Source organism: Shumkonia mesophila (genome assembly GCF_026163695.1).
Lineage (GTDB): Bacteria > Pseudomonadota > Alphaproteobacteria > Rhodospirillales > Shumkoniaceae > Shumkonia > Shumkonia mesophila.
On record NZ_JAOTID010000005.1, the window covers coordinates 1 to 16,135 of the forward strand.

Below are 16,135 nucleotides of genomic sequence, written 5' to 3' on the forward strand. Positions count from 1 at the left end.
ACGATGCGGAATTTTCCGGCGAAGGGGACCGCCGGCTTGGCCCGGTAATCGGTCAGCTGCTTGAGCCGGCTGCCCCGTCCCCCGGCCATCACGATGGCAAAGGTTTGGCGCAGGGCGGTGTTCATGTCGAGGCCGAGGTCGGGCTTGGATCCAGGCATGACGCACTCTTTGCCGGGGAGAGCTTGCAATCGACTCTAGGATATTATGCCATGTCTTTAACGCGCGGGGAACAATCGGCGGCGGACGGCGGCGCGGCGGGAATACCCGAGCCATTCGGGGGGGGACGCAACGATCCCCCTGTCTTTTTTGCCCCGCCTGGGCGATAGTGCGGCGGTCATTTCCGGCATGAATGCCATCATGAAGATTTTATTCGTCGTCTCGGAAATCTACCCGGTCGTCAAGACCGGCGGGCTGGGCGACGTCGCCGGCGCCTTGCCGGTCGCCCTCGCCGAGCTGGGCGTGGACGTGCGCGTCATGCTGCCGGCCTATCCGGCGGTGCTCGACGCCGTCGAGGGGTTGGGAGAGCCGGTTTCCCTGGGCGATCCGCTGGGGGCCGGCGAGACCCGCCTGCTTCGCGGCCGGCTTCCGCAAAGCGGGGTCGCCGTCTGGCTGGTCCACTGCCCGGCCCTTTACGACCGGCCGGCCGGCCCTTATCTCGACGCCATCGGTCGGGACTGGCCCGACAACCATCTGCGTTTCGCGCTCCTGGCCCGCGCCGCGGCGACGGCGGCCGAGGCCGGTTCGCTGCTGGGATGGCGCCCCGACGTGGTGCACGCCCACGACTGGCACGCCGGCCTCGCCCCGGCCTACCTCCACCTGCGGGCCGGCCGCCGGCCGGCCACCGTGATGACCGTCCACAACCTGGCCTTTCAGGGGAATTTCCCGGCCGCGGCGTTGGGGCCGGTCGGCCTGCCGCCGGAATGCTTTTCCATCGACGGCGTCGAATTCCACAACCAGGTTTCGTTCCTCAAGGCCGGCATCCGCTACAGCGATCGGGTGACCACGGTGAGCCCCACCTACGCGCGGGAAATCCTCACCCCCACCCTGGGATGCGGCTTCGACGGCATTCTCCGCCAGCGGGGCGCCGATCTCCGCGGCATTCTCAACGGTATCGACTATCGGGCCTGGGACCCGGCCAGCGACCCCCTGATCGAGCGCACCTACGACGCCGGCCACCTGGCCCGCAAGGACGCCAACAAGCGGGCCGTCGCCGACCGGCTGGGATTGGCGGACGCGCCGGCGGCGCCGCTGATCGGCGTGGTCAGCCGCCTGACCGACCAGAAGGGCGTCGACCTCATCCTCGGCGCGATACCCAGCCTGCTGGCCATGGGCGCCAGGCTGGCGGTGGTGGGGTCGGGCGACGCCGTCTTCGAGGAAGGCTTCAGGGATGCCGCCACGGCATATCCCGGCCGGGTCGGCGTGTGGACGGGCTATGACGAGCCCCTGGCCCATCTGGTCCAGGCCGGTTCCGACCTGCTGCTGGTGCCGTCGCGTTTCGAGCCGTGCGGCCTCACCCAGCTTTGCGCGCTGCGCTATGGGACCATACCGGTGGTGCGGCGCACCGGCGGGCTGGCCGACACGGTGAGCGACGCCTCGCGGGGCAAGGAAGGCACCGGCTTCATGTTCGAGGCGGCCACCTCGCTGGCACTCTCCGGCGCCGTTTCCCGGGCCCTGGCGGTCTACCGCAAGCGCCCGGCCTGGCGGGTTCTGCAACGGCGCGCCATGGAACAGGATTTCAGTTGGACCCGCGCCGCCCGCGAGTATCTCGACCTTTACGCCGAAGTGACGAAGGGCCGCGCCCGGCGGCCCGCTTCCGCAAGCCGCAAAAGAAAGTAATCGCCGGCAGGCGTGTCCGGCGAGGCGGGGCGAATCGGGCTCCCGGCCTGCCGCCGGCCCTAAGCCGGCGGCGGCCGCAAATTCCGCAACATCTCCATGGATTGCCAAGGCAACGGGAAGCATTGGCGGCAACAGGCGTGTCTGTATTTAGGCTATGGACAGAAGTTATTTCATTTTTTTGCCGATAAATGTATATGTAATAGAATAAAGTTCCACAATCATAGGGTAGTTTTGTTTTTACTAAAATTTTATTAAAGTTCTATATTTTTGAATTACTGATTCGATGCTCAAAAAGAAAGGCTGTCGGCATCCCCGGCCGGTCTTAAAAAGCCTTCGGCAGTTCACCAGTTATCTTAGGGGGTAGGCGGATTGCGCCTTGTGGTTGCGAGGGAACATATGCCGAGGAAGCGAAAGTCGACACCCATTCTGCCGCAATGGATTTTTCGGGGCGCGCTCGACAATGCCAAGGACGTCATTCTCGTCACCGAGGCGGAGCCGCTGGACGAACCGGGGCCGAAAATCGTCTACGCCAACCAGGCGTTCTACGAGCTGACCGGGTTCACGCCCGAGGAAACCATCGGCAACGATCCCCGCATGCTGCAGGGCGAGGATACCGACCGCGCCACCTTGGATCGCGTCCGGGCCGCGCTGAAGGCGCATGAACCCGTCCGCGTCGAGGTGGTCAACTACACGAAATCCGGCCAATCCTACTGGCTGGACATGATCATCGTGCCCTTGCGCGATCCCCACGGCAAGGTCACGCATTTCGCCGCCATCGAGCGCGACATCACCGCCGTCAAGAGCCTCGAGCGGGATCTCATGCGCCGGCACGAGACGGCGACCGGCGAGGTTCAGCGCCTGGCCAAGGCCAACGACGTCATCGAGGCGTCGCGCCGGCAGCTTTGCGAACTCGACGCCGAAAACAACCGGCTGCTATCGATCATCGGCCACGATCTCAGGAATGCGTTCACCGCCATCATCGGATTCACCTCGCTGCTCGAGGGCCGGCTGCCGGACCTCTCCACGGCCCAGGTCGCCAACGAGGTGACGCGCATTCATCGGGTGGTGAAGGATTCCCACCGGATGTTGGAAAACCTGCTCGCCTATTCGCTGATGCAGCGGGAAACGCCGGAAGCCAAGCTGCAACCGGTTTCCCTCTCCCCCCTGGTCGAGAGGGTCTTGGGCGTCCTCGAAGAGCGGGCCGCGCGCAAGGGAATCATGCTGGAACCGCTGGCTTCCGAACATCTGGTCGTCGCCGACGAACGCATGTTGGAGGTGGTCATCCGCAACCTGGTCGAGAACGCCATCAAATTCTCCCACGCGGGCGGGCGGGTTCGCATCCTGGGCCGCGACGTCGACGGCCGCAGCCGGATCGGCGTCAGCGATTCCGGTATCGGCATGAGCGAGGCCCAGGTCCGCTCGATCCTCGATCACCAACGGGTCAAGCCGCAGCGCGGCACCGCCGAAGAGAAGGGAACCGGCTTCGGCCTGATCCTCTGCGGACAGTTGATTCGCAAGATGGGCGGCCAATTGTCCGTGCGGAGCGAATTGGGAAAAGGCTCCACCTTCGAACTGGTTCTCGATCGCGTCCCTTGAGGTGAATGGCCGAGCCGCCGCCCGTCACGCCGCGCGCAGGTTGGCGAGGAACTTGTCGACCTCGGCGCGCAGCGTTTCCGATTGCTCCGACAGTTCGCCGGCCGCCCGGTTGATCTGCTCGGCTGCCGTGCCGGTCTCGTTGGCCGCCTGGCTGACGCCGCCGATGTTGGAACTGACCTCCTGGGTACCGGCCGACGCCTGCTCGACGTTGCGCGCGATCTCCTGGGTGGCGGCGCCCTGTTCCTCGACCGCCGAGGCCACCCCCGAGTTGACTTCGTTGATCTTGGAGATGGTGCGCGTGATCGATTCGATGGCGCCCACCGCTTCCTGGGTCGCCGCCTGGATGCCGGCGATCTGCGCCCCGATCTCGTCGGTCGCCTTGGCCGTCTGGTTGGCCAGGTTCTTGACCTCGGAAGCGACCACGGCGAAGCCCTTGCCGGCGTCGCCCGCTCTGGCCGCCTCGATGGTGGCGTTCAAGGCCAGCAGGTTGGTCTGCTCGGCGATGTCGGTGATCAGGGCCACCACTTCGCCGATCTTGTTGGCAGCCTGGGCCAGCCCTTGCACCTTGACGTTGGTCTGCTCGGCCTCGCTCACCGCGGCCGAGGCGATCTGGGAAGCCTGCGTCACCTGGCGGCCGATCTCGGCGATCGAGGAGGACAGTTCCTCGGCGGCGGAAGCCACCGTCTCGACGTTGGCCGAGGCCTGCTCCGAGGCCGCGGCCACGGCAGAGGCCTGGCGCGTCGTCTCTTCGGCCGTCGCGCTCATCGCCTCGGAAGAGGACTGCATCTCGGTCGCCGCCGTCGCCACCGACTTCACGGCTTCCGTCGAGGTGGCGTCGAAAGCCTGGCACAATGCCTCGATGCGCTTGGTTCTGGCAGCCCTCTCTTCCTGCTCGCGCCGCTGCTCCTCGGCCAGGCGGTCGGCCTCGATCATGCCTTCCTTGAAGACCTGCACCGCGTTGGCCATCTCGCCCACCTCGTCCTTGCGGCCCACGGCCGGGATCTCCGCCGTCTTGTCGCCGCCGGCGAGCCGCAGCATGGAACGCGTCATGGCGGTGATCGGCTTGGCGATGCTGCGGCCCAGCACGACCTGAATGATCATGAGCACAGTGGTGACGATAAGGAACGCGATGCCCGATCCGACGCGCGACACGTCGGCGGTATGCCGCGCGTCCTCGCCGGCCTTCGCCGCTTCCTTTTGGAACAGCGTTTCCAGGTTGCCGAGGTCGCGCCGGAGCGCGGCGACCTTTTCCTTGATGAGGGCGTCCACCCGCTCCAGTTCCTTGCGGTCGCCCCCCATTTCCACGGCCAACGGCAGATCGACCTGAATGGCCAGCGCCAGGGCGTCGTTCTGTTCGCCGATGCTGGACGCCAACCGCCGCTGCTCCTCCGTGGTGGCTGCCGTCGCCAGCCTGGCCGAGGTCTTGTTCAGGTGCATGATGTCCAGGTTGATTTGGTCCAGGACCTTGGGATTGATCTTGGCCGACACGCTGTTGAACAGGATATCGCCGACGGCGATGTCGACGTTCAATTGCTTGATCAGCATGTCCTTGGCGACAAGGATGTCGGCGTGCCGCTCCTCGCTCTGCCCCGTGGCGTCGACGATCCAGGTGGTGGTCAGCAGGCTCGCCCCGCTGAGCGAAGCCAGAGCCAGCATCGAGAAGAACCCTACCGCATAGATCTTGCGCGTAAGGGTCCAGCGAAACGACAGGCGACGCGGTTTGGCGGATCGGGAGTGGGCGGCGGTCATGCCTGAAGGCTCCTTTGTTTCGTCGCGTGGCGGGAGGGCGAAGACGGCAAGTCCCGTATGAATCCCCCAGGGACTTCACCCCAGCAACGTAACGAATGGTTGTGTCAGGAGTTTTGCATATCCACGGGAAGTTTTTTCAACCGGTAACACCTGTGGCAAATCCGCGGGAGGCGGGACCCGCTTGAAAATCGCCGCCGCCGGACCCAGATTTTTTTCCGCGCCACGCCGGAGGGCGCAGCCCGTTCCCGCGCGGGGGCGGGGCGCCGGACGTCGGAAGCGCAGCGGTTTCCTGTGGATACCTTGGACTGCTTTGCCCGGCCGTGGAGCCGGGTTTCGTATGGATCGCCATCCTATGGAAGGAAGGAAGAATGGCTAAAGGCACCGTCAAGTGGTTCGATACCAAAAAGGGCTATGGGTTCATCGTGCCGGATGACGGCACGGAGGATGCCTTCGTGCACATTTCCGCGCTGGAACGCGCCGGCCTGCCCGGCCTTACCGAGGGCCAGCCGGTGGAATTCGAACTGGCGCGCGGCCGGAACGGCAAAATGGCGGCGCAGAACATCCGCGTCGCCGGCTGAAGGCGATGCCGGCGGCGCCCGCGCGGCGCGGCCCATCGCGATGCCCTCGAAGCTCCCGGCGGCCGGACGGTCCCGGGAGCTTTTGCGTTGCGCCGCTTGTGCCGGCTGCCGGCAAGCCGGTATGATCCCGACCAGCGGTTGATATGCGGAGCCCACGCGGAATGGCGGTTGCAATGGCCAGCGAGAAACGACAGACCCACTACGCGCCCCCGGAGCGGGCCTCCGAGGAGATGCTGCGCCGGCAGGAGCGGCTGGTCTGGGAGGCGCCGTTGCTGGCCGTCACCCTGGACAATCTTCAGGAAATCGTCCTCGTCCTCAATCCCGAACGGCAGATCGTCTTCGCCAACCGGCGGTTCCGGGAGTTCGCCGGGACGGGCGATTCCTCGCGCCTGTGCGGCCTGAGGCCGGGCGAGGCGCTGGGCTGCGTCTATGCCCTGGCCGAGGAAACGCCGGCAGGCTGCGGCACCTCGAAGTTCTGCCGGACCTGCGGTGCGGTGAACGCGATCCTGAACAGCCAATCCGACAGCATGGACGTCCAGGAATGCAGCATCATCCGCCGGGACCACGCGGATGCCCTCAACCTAAGGGTGAGGACCAGCCGCGTGCTGCTGGGCGACGACATCTTCACGCTGTTTGCCGTCGAGAACATCAGCCACGAAAAGCGGCGCGAGGAACTGGAGCGGATCTTCTTCCACGACATCCTCAATACCGCCGGAGCGGTGCGCGGGCTGGCCGACGTTCTTGAACTGGCGCCGCCCGAGAAGCAAAGCGAATTCCGCCACCGCATCTCGCTCGGCGCCACCCGGCTGGTCGACGAAATCAACAGCCACCGGCTGATCGCGGCGGCCGAACGGGACGAACTGGCCTGCATGCCGGTCGCGGTGGCGGCGGCCGATTTCCTGCGCGAGATCCTTTTCCTGTTCGAGGAGCATCCGAGCGCCCGCGGGCGCAACCTCGTGCTGGCCGAGGGCGGCGAGGATTGCGTATTGGAAACCGATCGCGGCCTGCTGTCGCGGGTCATCGTCAACATGGTCCGCAACGCGCTCGAGGCGACGGCGGCCGGCGGTACGGTGAGGGTCGGCTGCGACCGCGAAGCCGGCGGTGTCCGCTTCGCGGTCCATAACGCCGGAGCGATGTCCCGCGACGTCGCACTCCAGGTCTTCCGCCGGTCCTTCTCCACCAAGGGCAAGGGACGCGGCCTCGGCACCTACAGCATGCGCCTGATTGGTGAGCGCTACCTCAAGGGCCGCGTCTTCTTCACGTCCGACGCGGCCGAAGGGACGGCCTTCTTCGCGGTGTTCCCGGCTCGCCTGGACGGCGGGAAGAACCACTAGAGGGGGGCGCGCCATGACACCGGCGGTCACCTTGGCCGAAAAGGCCGGCATCCGCTTCGCCTTGCATCGGTACGAGCACGATCCCGACGCCCCTTCCTACGGCGCCGAGGCGGCGGAGAAACTGAACCTGCCGCCGGAGCGCGTGTTCAAGACCCTGGTCGCCTCCACCATGGTGGCGGGGCGCGACACCCTGGCGGTCGCCGTGGTGCCGGTCGGCGGCCAGCTCGACCTCAAGCGGTTGGCCGCCGCGCTGGGCGGCAAGAAGGCGGCAATGGCCGACGTCGCCGAGGCCCAACGAATCACCGGCTATCTGGTCGGCGGCATCAGTCCGCTCGGCCAGAAGCGGCGGCTGCCCACCGTGCTCGACCACTCGGTCAGCCGCTTTCCGACGGTGTTCGTCAGCGCCGGCCGGCGCGGCCTCGAAATCGAGCTGGCACCGGCCGATTTGCAGCGGCTGACCGGCGCCACCCTGGCGGCCATCGCCGCCGAATAGCGGAACCGCAAGCCGGGAAAGTCAGTCGAGGGGCCGCGCCACCCGGAAGCCGAACAGGTCGAACCGCGAGCCCGTGCCCTCGCCGTCGCGGCTGGCGCTTCGCACATGGTTGGCGTCGAAATACCAGGCGCCGCCGCGCAGCACGCGGTGCCACCAGGCCTTGCTCATCCACACCGATCCATCCGTCGGCGCCCCCTCGTAATTGTCGTGCCAAGCGTCCTCGGTCCATTCCCAGGCGTTGCCGATCATGTCGTGCAGGCCGAACGCGTTGGCCGGATAGCTGCCCACGGGGACGGTGCCGTCCGGACTGTCGTATTTCGCGTTCGCGGGGTCGATCTCGTCTCCCCACGGGTAGCGCGTCAGGCTTCGCCCCCGCGCCGCGTATTCCCATTCCGCTTCGCTCAGCAGCCGATAGGGCCGCCCCGTCCGTTGGCCAAGCCATAGCAAATAGGCCTTGGCGTCATCCCAGCTCACGTTGATCACCGGGCGGCGGTCGCGCCCCCAGCCGGCGTCATCCGGGCTGTATCCATTGCAGCCCTCCGCCGCCACGCACGCATTCCACTCGGCGAACGTCACCTCGAACTTTCCCACCGCGAAGGGCCTGGCGATCACCACCCGATGGACCGGCGCTTCCAGCGGGGGGCCGCTGCCGTCGATGTCGCCCATGATGAACGAGCCCGCCGGGACCACCACCATCTCGGGGCATTCGGGGCAATCCTTGAAAACGGTCCCGGGCCGGCGAGGCCCCTGTGGATCGGTCGTCTCTGCCGGCGCCGCGCCGGCCGAGAGGGCGGCGAGGACGGCGATGGCGGCGAGGGTCGGAAAGCGCTTCATGTCACTCGACCGGCACCGGCACCGTTTCCATCAGGTCGGCGAGCACGTCCGCGGCGGTGCGGCCGCCCAGGCGGCTGCGCGCGCCGGCGACCAGGCGATGAGCCAGCACCGGAACGGCCAGCGCCTTGACGTCATCGGGCAACACGAAGGCGCGGCCGCGCATGGCGGCCAGGGCCTGGACGGCGCGATACAGGCTCTGGGTGGCCCGCGGGCTGGCCCCCAGGCGAATGTCGGGATGCCCGCGGGTGGCGCGCACGAGGGCGACCAGATAGGCGCGCACCGCATCGCCGACCCGGATGTACCGGCAGAGGCCGATGGTCGTGGTCAGCTCCGCGGCCGACATTATCGAGGACAGACTGTCGGCCGGATTGGTCCGCTCGAAGCGCAGGAGAATGCGCTCCTCGTCCTCGGCCGAGGGATAGCCCGGCGTGACGGTCAAAAGAAAGCGGTCGCGCTGGGCTTCGGGCAGGGGAAAGGTTCCCTCCTGTTCGATCGGGTTCTGGGTGGCCAGCACCAGGAACGGGCGGGGCAGCGGCCGGGTTTCCCCGTCGGTGGTGACCTGGCGTTCCTCCATCGCCTCCAGCAGCGAGGCCTGGGTGCGCGGCGTCGCCCGGTTGATCTCGTCGGCGAGCACGATGTTGGCCATGATCGGCCCGGCCAGGAACTGGAAGGCTTCCGTCTGGCGGTTGTAGGTGTTGATCCCGGTGACGTCCGAGGGCAGCAGGTCGGGCGTGAACTGGATGCGCCGGAAGCTGCCGTCGAGCGAACGGGCGATCGCCTTGGCCAACAGGGTTTTGCCGACCCCGGGAACGTCCTCGATCAGCACGTGCCCCTCGGTGAAGAGGGCGACGGCCACCAGCTCGATGGTTTCGCGCTTGCCGACGATCACCTTCTCGACGTTCTCGATCAGGATGTCGGCCGCCTGCCGGATGGATTCGGCGCAAGCGTCGGCGGAGATCTCTCCGCTTCGATCTATGGCGGCCATTCCGATGGCGGCGGACGGTGGGCACATGGGGTCTTCCTTTCTTTTGTTTTTGTCAGCTTTTGGCCCGAGAGGGCTTGGTCCGGCGGACGCGGCGCCAACCGTCGCGAACGGCGGCGAGCTGATCCGACGGGGGAATTGCGGCGCCGTATCGTACCTCAACATAGGCCTCGGTGATCAAGGCAAGATCGGCCCGCAGATGGGGGGCGGCGCTCCCCAGGGTTTCCAGGTATTCGTGGGGCGTCTGCGCCTCTGCCCGGGGCCATCCCTGGTTGGCCATCCGGGCCAGCACCTTGGCATAGATATGGCGCACGGCCCACACCTCCGGAGCTTCGGCCGTTCCGGTCCGGCGCCAGCGGGCAAGCCAGCGGCCCAGGCGGCGGGCGATCTCTTTGAGCATCGCCAGGATGTCCTTGAGATCGTCCCACAAATTGAACGGCGACGGCTCGCGGGCGATGCCGCGGGCCAAGCGGGGCCGGCGGCTCAGCCAACGCAGCAGATCGCTCAGGTTGCGCACGATCAGCAGCACGCCGAGGAGGCTGAGCGAAAGGGCCAGCATGATCTGGCCGATCAGGCGGGTCACCTCGCCGAACTTGTAGGGTTTGTCGACCACCAGCATTTCCGGCCGCACGGCGGCGGGTCGGGATTCCAGGCCAAGCGGCTGGTAAACCGGCATGAGCCGGCCGAGCCACAGGAGCAGCCGGTTGAGCATGTCGCCCAGCCAGAACACCGGCGTCAACAGCCAGTCGATCAGGCCTCGGTCGACCTCGCTTCCCCACAGGGTGCCAAGCAGGAGAACGCCTCCGACGACCGCCGCCGCCAGGATGGGCCAGCCGACGTTGCCCGGCACGCGTTCGGCGAATTTGGAATCGAGCCAGCGGCAGAGCCACAATCCATAGAGCCCCAATCCCAGAAAGGCGAGGGTGCCGGCGATGACGGTGGCGGCGGGCAGTCCGGTCAGCGGATGCAGGAAGGCGACGGCAAGCAGGATCACCGCACCCATCTGCAGGCCGGCCAGGAAGCCGTCGCCGTCAATCTGCCGGGGGGCGAGCAGCCAGCCGCGGGCCATGACGAAGGCCGAGGCGACGACCACCAGAACCACCGGCGCCGATCCCGCGCCGACCAGATGCGCCACCGCGGCGGGCCAGGTCTGGCTGGTGCCCAGGCCGATCGCGCCGAAGGCGCTCGGCCAGACGATGGCCGCCAGGGTGGCGAGCCCGGCGGCGGCGCCCGCGAGGATGCGCAGGGCGAGGCGCCGCAAGGGAGTCGTCGTTATTCGCTCGTCGATGCGGGCGTAGGCGTAGGCAGCCGGATAGAGCCAAAGGCACCAGGCCGCGGCCGGCCGTCCCACGGCGCCGACCACCGCATCGAGGAAGGACAACAGGGTGGCGATCCATGCCGCCTCCATGGCCATGAAGAAGGCGTGGCGAACATCCTGGCGGCGGGTGGATGCGACCAACATCGCCGGCTGTCCCTTCACACCCACGCCAGGTCGGCCGGGCGCCGCACGCGCCGGCAGGTCAGCGCGGTCTCGCCGGTCGGCCGGTCGCCGACCACAAAGACGGTGACCGAAAAGCCGCGCGCATGCAGATCGGCGAGGATGGCCTCGACGCCGGCGCTCAAGGCGCCGGTGATGACGGCGAGCGTGGTCCCCGATGCGATCGTCGGGCGGACGGCATCGATGAGTGTGGCGAATGGGATGGTCTGGGGCCGCACCTTGGCGAGGGTTTCAAGGATGTCGGCCAGGTGATCCAGGCCCGACGCCGGCTGCACCAGGGCCGATGGCCCGTTGCCGGCCAGCCGGGTGTTGGCGCACAGACCGGTGGGGCAGTGCAGCTCGACGGCATGCCAGGCCAGCGAGGCGGCGACGCTGACGGCCAGTTCGAATCCGGGCTCGTCGTGCGTGCCGTCGTCGCCGGTGAATGCCGCCCCGTCCAGCAGGATCAGCATCTGCGTGCTCGAGGTGGGCTCGAAGACCTTGGCTTGCAGTTCGCCGGTCCGGGCGCTGGCCTTCCAGTGGATGTGGCGGAACGGCACCTCGGGCGTGTAGTCGCGCAAGCCGCGGATGCGCACCGGGTCGTGGAACAAGGGGTTGCGGGCGCGCATGTCGCCCAACGGCGACATCGGCGGCAGCCCCAGGTCGGCCAGCGGATAGATCCGCGGGAAGACGGCCAGGTGCTCGACGCCCGGCGTCCGGCGCGAGCGCGCGAACAGGCCGAAAATGTCGGCCGAGGTGACGGTTGCCGGACCGATGGCATAATAGCCGCGCCGCCGGCAACGCAGGGAATAGCGCCACGACGCCCGCTGGTACCACAACAGCGAGGTGTCGACCGAAAGATGCCCGTTCTCCCACGACAGCCCGGGCGCCAGATCCTCGGGGTCCGGGGCGAGGGCGGCCGGCAGCCGTTCCGACGCGTGGACCCACACCAGCGGCAGAAGCTTGCGGTTGTCGAGATGGACGGTGCAATCGACCGTTTCGTCGGGAAAGGCCCGGCGGGCCGTCAGGCGCCGGCCGTAGACAAGCCGGGCGAGCGCCACCCGGCTCCAGGCGCGGGCCAGGAGGCTCAGCGTCAGAACGGTTCCGGCAAGGAAGACGGCGACGTCGAAGCCATACCAGGCGGCCAGCCCGGCAAGGCCCAGCATCGTCAGCATGCCTCCCCTGCCGAAAAGGATGCCGCCCCATTCCCTGGGCGGCGGTTCGGTGGTCGTTGCGTCCATGGCCTGTCCGGGATGCGGGGGCCGGTCGGGGCCCCCTTTGCCGGCGCCATAATTTCACGGGGCGGCCGGCGATGCCAGGGGCTTGCGGCACCATAAGCCGGCCGTCGATGCCCGACAGAAAACAGGAGTTGCCCGCCGCCGGCGATTTTCCGTTGGAAAGTTGAAAGTTTCGGGCGAGTGGACTAGCCTGCAAAAAAAAGGGGAACGGACGTGCGTCAGGCGGGCGGGACGCCAAGTTGAAGAAGAACAAGCCGAGCATCGCCACCCTTCCGACCTCGCGGACCAGTCTGGCCGCCGTGGCTGCGGTCTTTCTCATCGGCGTGATCTGGGGATGGCGGGATTACTCCCTGCTGGATCGCCAGCTCGGCAACGACCTCATCCTGTACGAAACGCAGCGGCGGGCGGCCCTCGAGCGGACCGTCCGCGATACCGTGCGCAACATTCAGTTCCTGCGCACCGCCATGGAAGACGGCCTGCGCACCAAGTTGCATGTGCGGATGACGCAGGCCCGCGCCGTCGCCCGCGGCATTTGTGCGGGCCTGCCGCCGGGCGACTGCCGCGCGAAGGCCGCGGACGTCCGCGAGGCTTTGCGCCAGATCCGCTTCAACGCCGGCCGCAGCTACTTTTTTGCCTTCGACCTGGACGGGATCGGCCAGCTATTCCCCCCGGCCCCGGACCTGGAGGGCGCCCCCATCCCCGGGATCGGCGGCCTGCTGAGGATCGCCCGCACCCAGGGCGAAGGGTTCCTTCGCCATGAGCGGCTGGCCCCGGACGGCGGCGACGAGCGCTTGAGGCTGTCGTTCGTCGAAGTCTTCGATTCCCTGGATTGGGCGATCGGCGTCAGCGCCGACATCGGCGAGATCGAGGCGGGCGTCCAGGCCGAGGCGCTGGCGACCCTTGAGGCCACCGACCTGGGCGACGCCAGCTATCTCTTCGCTGGGACCTGGGACGGCCTTTCGCTGGTCGGTCCGGCCAAGGGCCGCAACATGTGGGAGGTCGAGGACCGGGACGGTTTCATGGTCGTTCAGGGACTGGTCAGGGCCGCCCGCATCGGGGGCGGCTTCGTCGAATACACCATGCCCCCCATCAACGGCGAGAAGGCCTATCCGAAGATCAGCTTCGTCGCCGGCATCCCCGAGTGGCGCTGGTACGTCGGGGCCGGCGACTCGATGGAAGCCATAACCAAGGCGGCGGCCGGCCGACGGGAGGCGGGGCAGCGGCGCATGATCCTGGAGGTGGCAATCGTCGGTCTGATCGCACTGGCCCTGGCGGGGCTCATCCTGCTGCGCGGAGGGATGGCCGGCCGGCGGGCCCGGCAGGATTTCCGGCGATTCCTCGACTTCCTCGACCGCGCCGCGCGCGCCGACGTGGCCCTCGATCCGGACGGCATGGCGTTCGTCGAGTTCGCCGAGGCGGCGCAGGCCACCAATCGCCTGCTCGAGGACAAGAACGCGGCGATGCGCGAGCTGGAGCGCCAGCGGGCCGCCCTCGACAAGGCGAACGAGGAGTTGGAACTGCGCGTTCAGGCGCGCACGCGCGAGCTGGAGGGCGAGGTCATCGAGCGGAAGTACGCCGAGACGGAGCTTCTGCGGACCAACGATTCGCTGGAACAGCGCATCGCGGAGAGCACGCGGCACCTGCGCGAGCAGATCGCGGCGCGCGAACGCATCGAAAGCCAATTCATCCAGGCCCAGAAGATGGAGGCCGTCGGCCAGTTGGCCGGCGGTTTCGCCCACGACTTCAACAACATCCTGACCGTCATCACCAGCACACTGGGGATCTTGAACGCCCTGGTTCCGTCGGGTGACGAGCGCGTCGCCAAGGCGATCGCGCTCGCTGAGGGGGCGACCAAGCGGGCCGGCGACCTCACCCGGCGGATGCTCGTCTTCTCGCGGGAGATGGATACCCGGCCCGAGGCGGTCGATCCGGCCGAGTTGGTGCTGGCCCTCCAACCCCTGATCGAACGGGCATTGCGCGAATCGATCGTCTTTAAGGTGGAATGCGCACCCGACGTCTGGCCGGTCGTCATCGATCCGGTCCTGCTCGAAAACGCGGTGGTGAACATTGCGCTGAACGCCCAGGACGCGATGACCGACGGCGGCCGCTTTTTCCTGTCCATCCGCAATCTGAGCCTCGGCGCCGAGGAAGCCGCGTCCCACCCCGATGCCCATGCCGGGGATTACGTGGAGTTCGCGATGAAAGACACCGGCACGGGGATTCCTCCCGACATCCTCGGGCGGATCTTCGAGCCGTTCTTCTCGACCAAGCCGAAGGGCGCGGGGACCGGCCTTGGGCTGAGCATGGTGCTGGCCTTCGCCCGGCGCTCCGGCGGCTTCGTCAAGGTGATGAGCGAAGAAGGGCGGGGCACCACCTTCCGCATCCTGCTGCCGCGCGGGGACCGGCCGGCCGCCGCCAAGGCGCTGGCGGTATCGGGCAAGCCGGGCCGGCCCTTGGCCGGCCTGCGGATCGTGGTGGCCGAGGACGACCCCCTGGTTCGCGACGTGACGGTGGCCGCGCTGATGACCCAGGGGGTGGACGTGACGGCGGTCTCCGACGGCCCGCGCGCGGTCGCCGCCCTCGAACTGCGCGGCCCTTACGACGTCGTGGTTTCCGACCTGATCATGCCGGGCGGCATGAGCGGGCTGGATCTGCGCGACCTGGTGGCGGTTCGCTGGCCGGCCTGCCGGGTGTTGCTGATGACGGGATACTCCTACAGCGAATTCGCCCGCCGCGGCGTCGACCCCACGACGCTCGCCCTGCTGCGCAAGCCGTTCTCCCGCGACGAACTGGTGGCGGCGATTGTCGCCCTGGAGCCGACCGCCGCAGCCTAGTCCCGCCGGTCCGTGCGGCCTCGCCCGGTTGCCCTGGGCGAGGCCTTTCCTTGTGCGCCGCAAGCGTTCCTGTATATTTCTCTCCACTGGTCCTTCGATTTTAGAAGGTAATTAGAAAAGGGACGCCCATGAGCGAACAGAAGTTCTTCTGCGAGGAAGCGGCCTACCCGTCCGACCTGATGGCGGCCTGGTTGGCCAGCGGCGGTGCTCTCGATGACGCGCACGCGGCCCACAGCCGGCAGCGCGGAGCGGGCCGCGATGACGGGCTGGCAGCCGGGACTCCGACGACGGGCGGGCCGGAGTGTCCTGGCGTCTGGATCAACGACGGGCTGCAGGCGCACCGTTACACCACCTACGGCGACTGCGTCGGCGACGAACTGCAGGGCCGGGGCGGCCTCTAATCGCTTGCGACGACCGTTGAATTCGGCCGCGAAACACGCGGTCCTTGAATCGCCAAGCCCCGCCCGGTCCGCCGGGCGGGGCTTCGTTCGAGCGGGGCGCAACCGCCGTCAGAAGCTGGGCGGCGAGCAGGCGCTGATCAGCTCGCACTCGACATCGCCGATGTTACGGAAACGGTGCGGCAGCGTGCTGTCGAAGTAGTAGGCGTCGCCGGTTTCCAGCACCCGCACCTGGTCGCCCACCGTCAGTTCGATGCGCCCCTTGATGACGACGCCGCCTTCTTCCGATTTGTGGCGCAGCGGGATCTTGCCGGTGTCGGCGCCGGGGGCGAAGCGTTCGTGCAGAATCTGCAACGCCTTGTCGGCCAGGTGGGCGGCAACCTGGCGATAGGAGATATCGTCGCGTCCGATCTCGATCAATTCGGCGGCCCGGAAGAATGCCTGGGGCCGCTCGGTCGCCAGTTCCATGGCGAAGAATTCGGCGACGCTGATCGGGATGCCGTCGAGGATGCGCTTCAAGTTGCCGATCGAGGGGTTGAGCCGCCCGGATTCGACCAGCGAGATGGTGGCGTTGCTGACCTGGGCGCGCTTGGCCAACTCGCGCTGCGAGAGTTGATGGCGCTCGCGAAGCTGGCGCAGGCGGCCGGCGACGTCGATATCCATGGCGGTCCCGACTGTTTATCTGTTTAGGATACTAAACGGAACGGAAACGGAAGCCAAGGAATACAGGGGTTTAGCAATCCGCAAGATAATGGCTTGTTCAATCTCCCGAACAGCTTAATGTGC

At 67.5% G+C, this 16,135-nt stretch carries 14 protein-coding genes; 7 read left to right on the forward strand and 7 right to left on the reverse strand.

Going from position 1 to position 16,135, the window contains the following annotated elements; genetic code table 11:
- The coding region (locus ODR01_RS09850; protein ID WP_316977776.1) for a sugar phosphate nucleotidyltransferase at nucleotides 1-158 on the reverse strand (158 nt) is incomplete at its 3' end.
- 199 nt (nucleotides 159-357) lie between these two features.
- Here ODR01_RS09850 and glgA point away from each other — a divergent pair.
- Nucleotides 358-1,836 (forward strand): glycogen synthase GlgA, encoded by a 1,479-nt coding sequence (gene glgA, locus ODR01_RS09855; RefSeq protein WP_316977473.1) that lies wholly within the window; start codon nucleotides 358-360, stop codon nucleotides 1,834-1,836.
- Between the two features lie 396 nt (nucleotides 1,837-2,232).
- Nucleotides 2,233-3,432 (forward strand): ATP-binding protein, encoded by a 1,200-nt coding sequence (locus ODR01_RS09860; protein WP_316977474.1) that lies wholly within the window; start codon nucleotides 2,233-2,235, stop codon nucleotides 3,430-3,432.
- A 24-nt stretch (nucleotides 3,433-3,456) separates the two neighbouring features.
- Here ODR01_RS09860 and ODR01_RS09865 read toward each other — a convergent pair whose 3' ends face one another.
- Nucleotides 3,457-5,181 (reverse strand): methyl-accepting chemotaxis protein, encoded by a 1,725-nt coding sequence (locus ODR01_RS09865; protein ID WP_316977475.1) that lies wholly within the window; start codon nucleotides 5,179-5,181, stop codon nucleotides 3,457-3,459.
- A 368-nt stretch (nucleotides 5,182-5,549) separates the two neighbouring features.
- On the opposite strand from ODR01_RS09865, the gene ODR01_RS09870 reads away from it, so the two are divergent.
- The 3 genes from ODR01_RS09870 to ybaK all read left to right on the forward strand — a co-directional run bounded on the left by ODR01_RS09870 (nucleotide 5,550) and on the right by ybaK (nucleotide 7,586).
- Nucleotides 5,550-5,759, forward strand: coding sequence for a cold-shock protein (locus ODR01_RS09870; protein WP_316977476.1), 210 nt, complete (start codon nucleotides 5,550-5,552; stop codon nucleotides 5,757-5,759).
- Between the two features lie 161 nt (nucleotides 5,760-5,920).
- Nucleotides 5,921-7,093, forward strand: a complete 1,173-nt coding sequence (locus ODR01_RS09875) for a sensor histidine kinase (RefSeq protein WP_316977477.1) — start codon at nucleotides 5,921-5,923, stop codon at nucleotides 7,091-7,093.
- Nucleotides 7,094-7,106: 13 nt separating this feature from the next.
- A complete protein-coding gene (ybaK, locus tag ODR01_RS09880) occupies nucleotides 7,107-7,586 on the forward strand; it encodes a Cys-tRNA(Pro) deacylase (RefSeq protein WP_316977478.1) in 480 nt (159 codons plus the stop codon).
- 21 nt (nucleotides 7,587-7,607) lie between these two features.
- On the opposite strand, the gene ODR01_RS09885 is transcribed toward ybaK, so the two are convergent.
- Genes ODR01_RS09885 through ODR01_RS09900 form a run of 4 tightly spaced genes read right to left on the reverse strand, consistent with a single transcriptional unit; the run spans nucleotide 7,608 to nucleotide 12,120 of the window.
- Complete coding sequence (locus tag ODR01_RS09885; protein ID WP_316977479.1) at nucleotides 7,608-8,420, reverse strand: formylglycine-generating enzyme family protein; 813 nt, start codon at nucleotides 8,418-8,420, stop codon at nucleotides 7,608-7,610.
- A 1-nt stretch (nucleotide 8,421) separates the two neighbouring features.
- A complete protein-coding gene (locus tag ODR01_RS09890; RefSeq protein ID WP_316977480.1) occupies nucleotides 8,422-9,432 on the reverse strand; it encodes an AAA family ATPase in 1,011 nt (336 codons plus the stop codon).
- A gap of 25 nt (nucleotides 9,433-9,457) precedes the next feature.
- Entirely contained in the window at nucleotides 9,458-10,864 is a 1,407-nt protein-coding gene (locus tag ODR01_RS09895; protein ID WP_316977481.1) for a DUF4129 domain-containing protein, read from the reverse strand.
- Between the two features lie 14 nt (nucleotides 10,865-10,878).
- A complete protein-coding gene (locus ODR01_RS09900; RefSeq protein ID WP_316977482.1) occupies nucleotides 10,879-12,120 on the reverse strand; it encodes a DUF58 domain-containing protein in 1,242 nt (413 codons plus the stop codon).
- 236 nt (nucleotides 12,121-12,356) lie between these two features.
- Here ODR01_RS09900 and ODR01_RS09905 point away from each other — a divergent pair, with 236 nt between their 5' ends.
- Together ODR01_RS09905 and ODR01_RS09910 are read left to right on the forward strand one after the other, a co-directional pair.
- The gene (locus tag ODR01_RS09905; RefSeq protein ID WP_316977483.1) at nucleotides 12,357-14,951 is read left to right on the forward strand and encodes a cache domain-containing protein; all 2,595 of its coding nucleotides are present in this window, start codon (nucleotides 12,357-12,359) and stop codon (nucleotides 14,949-14,951) included.
- A gap of 128 nt (nucleotides 14,952-15,079) precedes the next feature.
- Nucleotides 15,080-15,352, forward strand: coding sequence for a hypothetical protein (locus ODR01_RS09910; protein ID WP_316977484.1), 273 nt, complete (start codon nucleotides 15,080-15,082; stop codon nucleotides 15,350-15,352).
- A 108-nt stretch (nucleotides 15,353-15,460) separates the two neighbouring features.
- On the opposite strand, the gene ODR01_RS09915 is transcribed toward ODR01_RS09910, so the two are convergent.
- Nucleotides 15,461-16,012: a cupin domain-containing protein gene (locus ODR01_RS09915; RefSeq protein ID WP_316977485.1), complete on the reverse strand. Its 552-nt coding sequence runs from the start codon at nucleotides 16,010-16,012 to the stop codon at nucleotides 15,461-15,463.
- Between the last annotated feature and the right edge of the window lie 123 nt (nucleotides 16,013-16,135).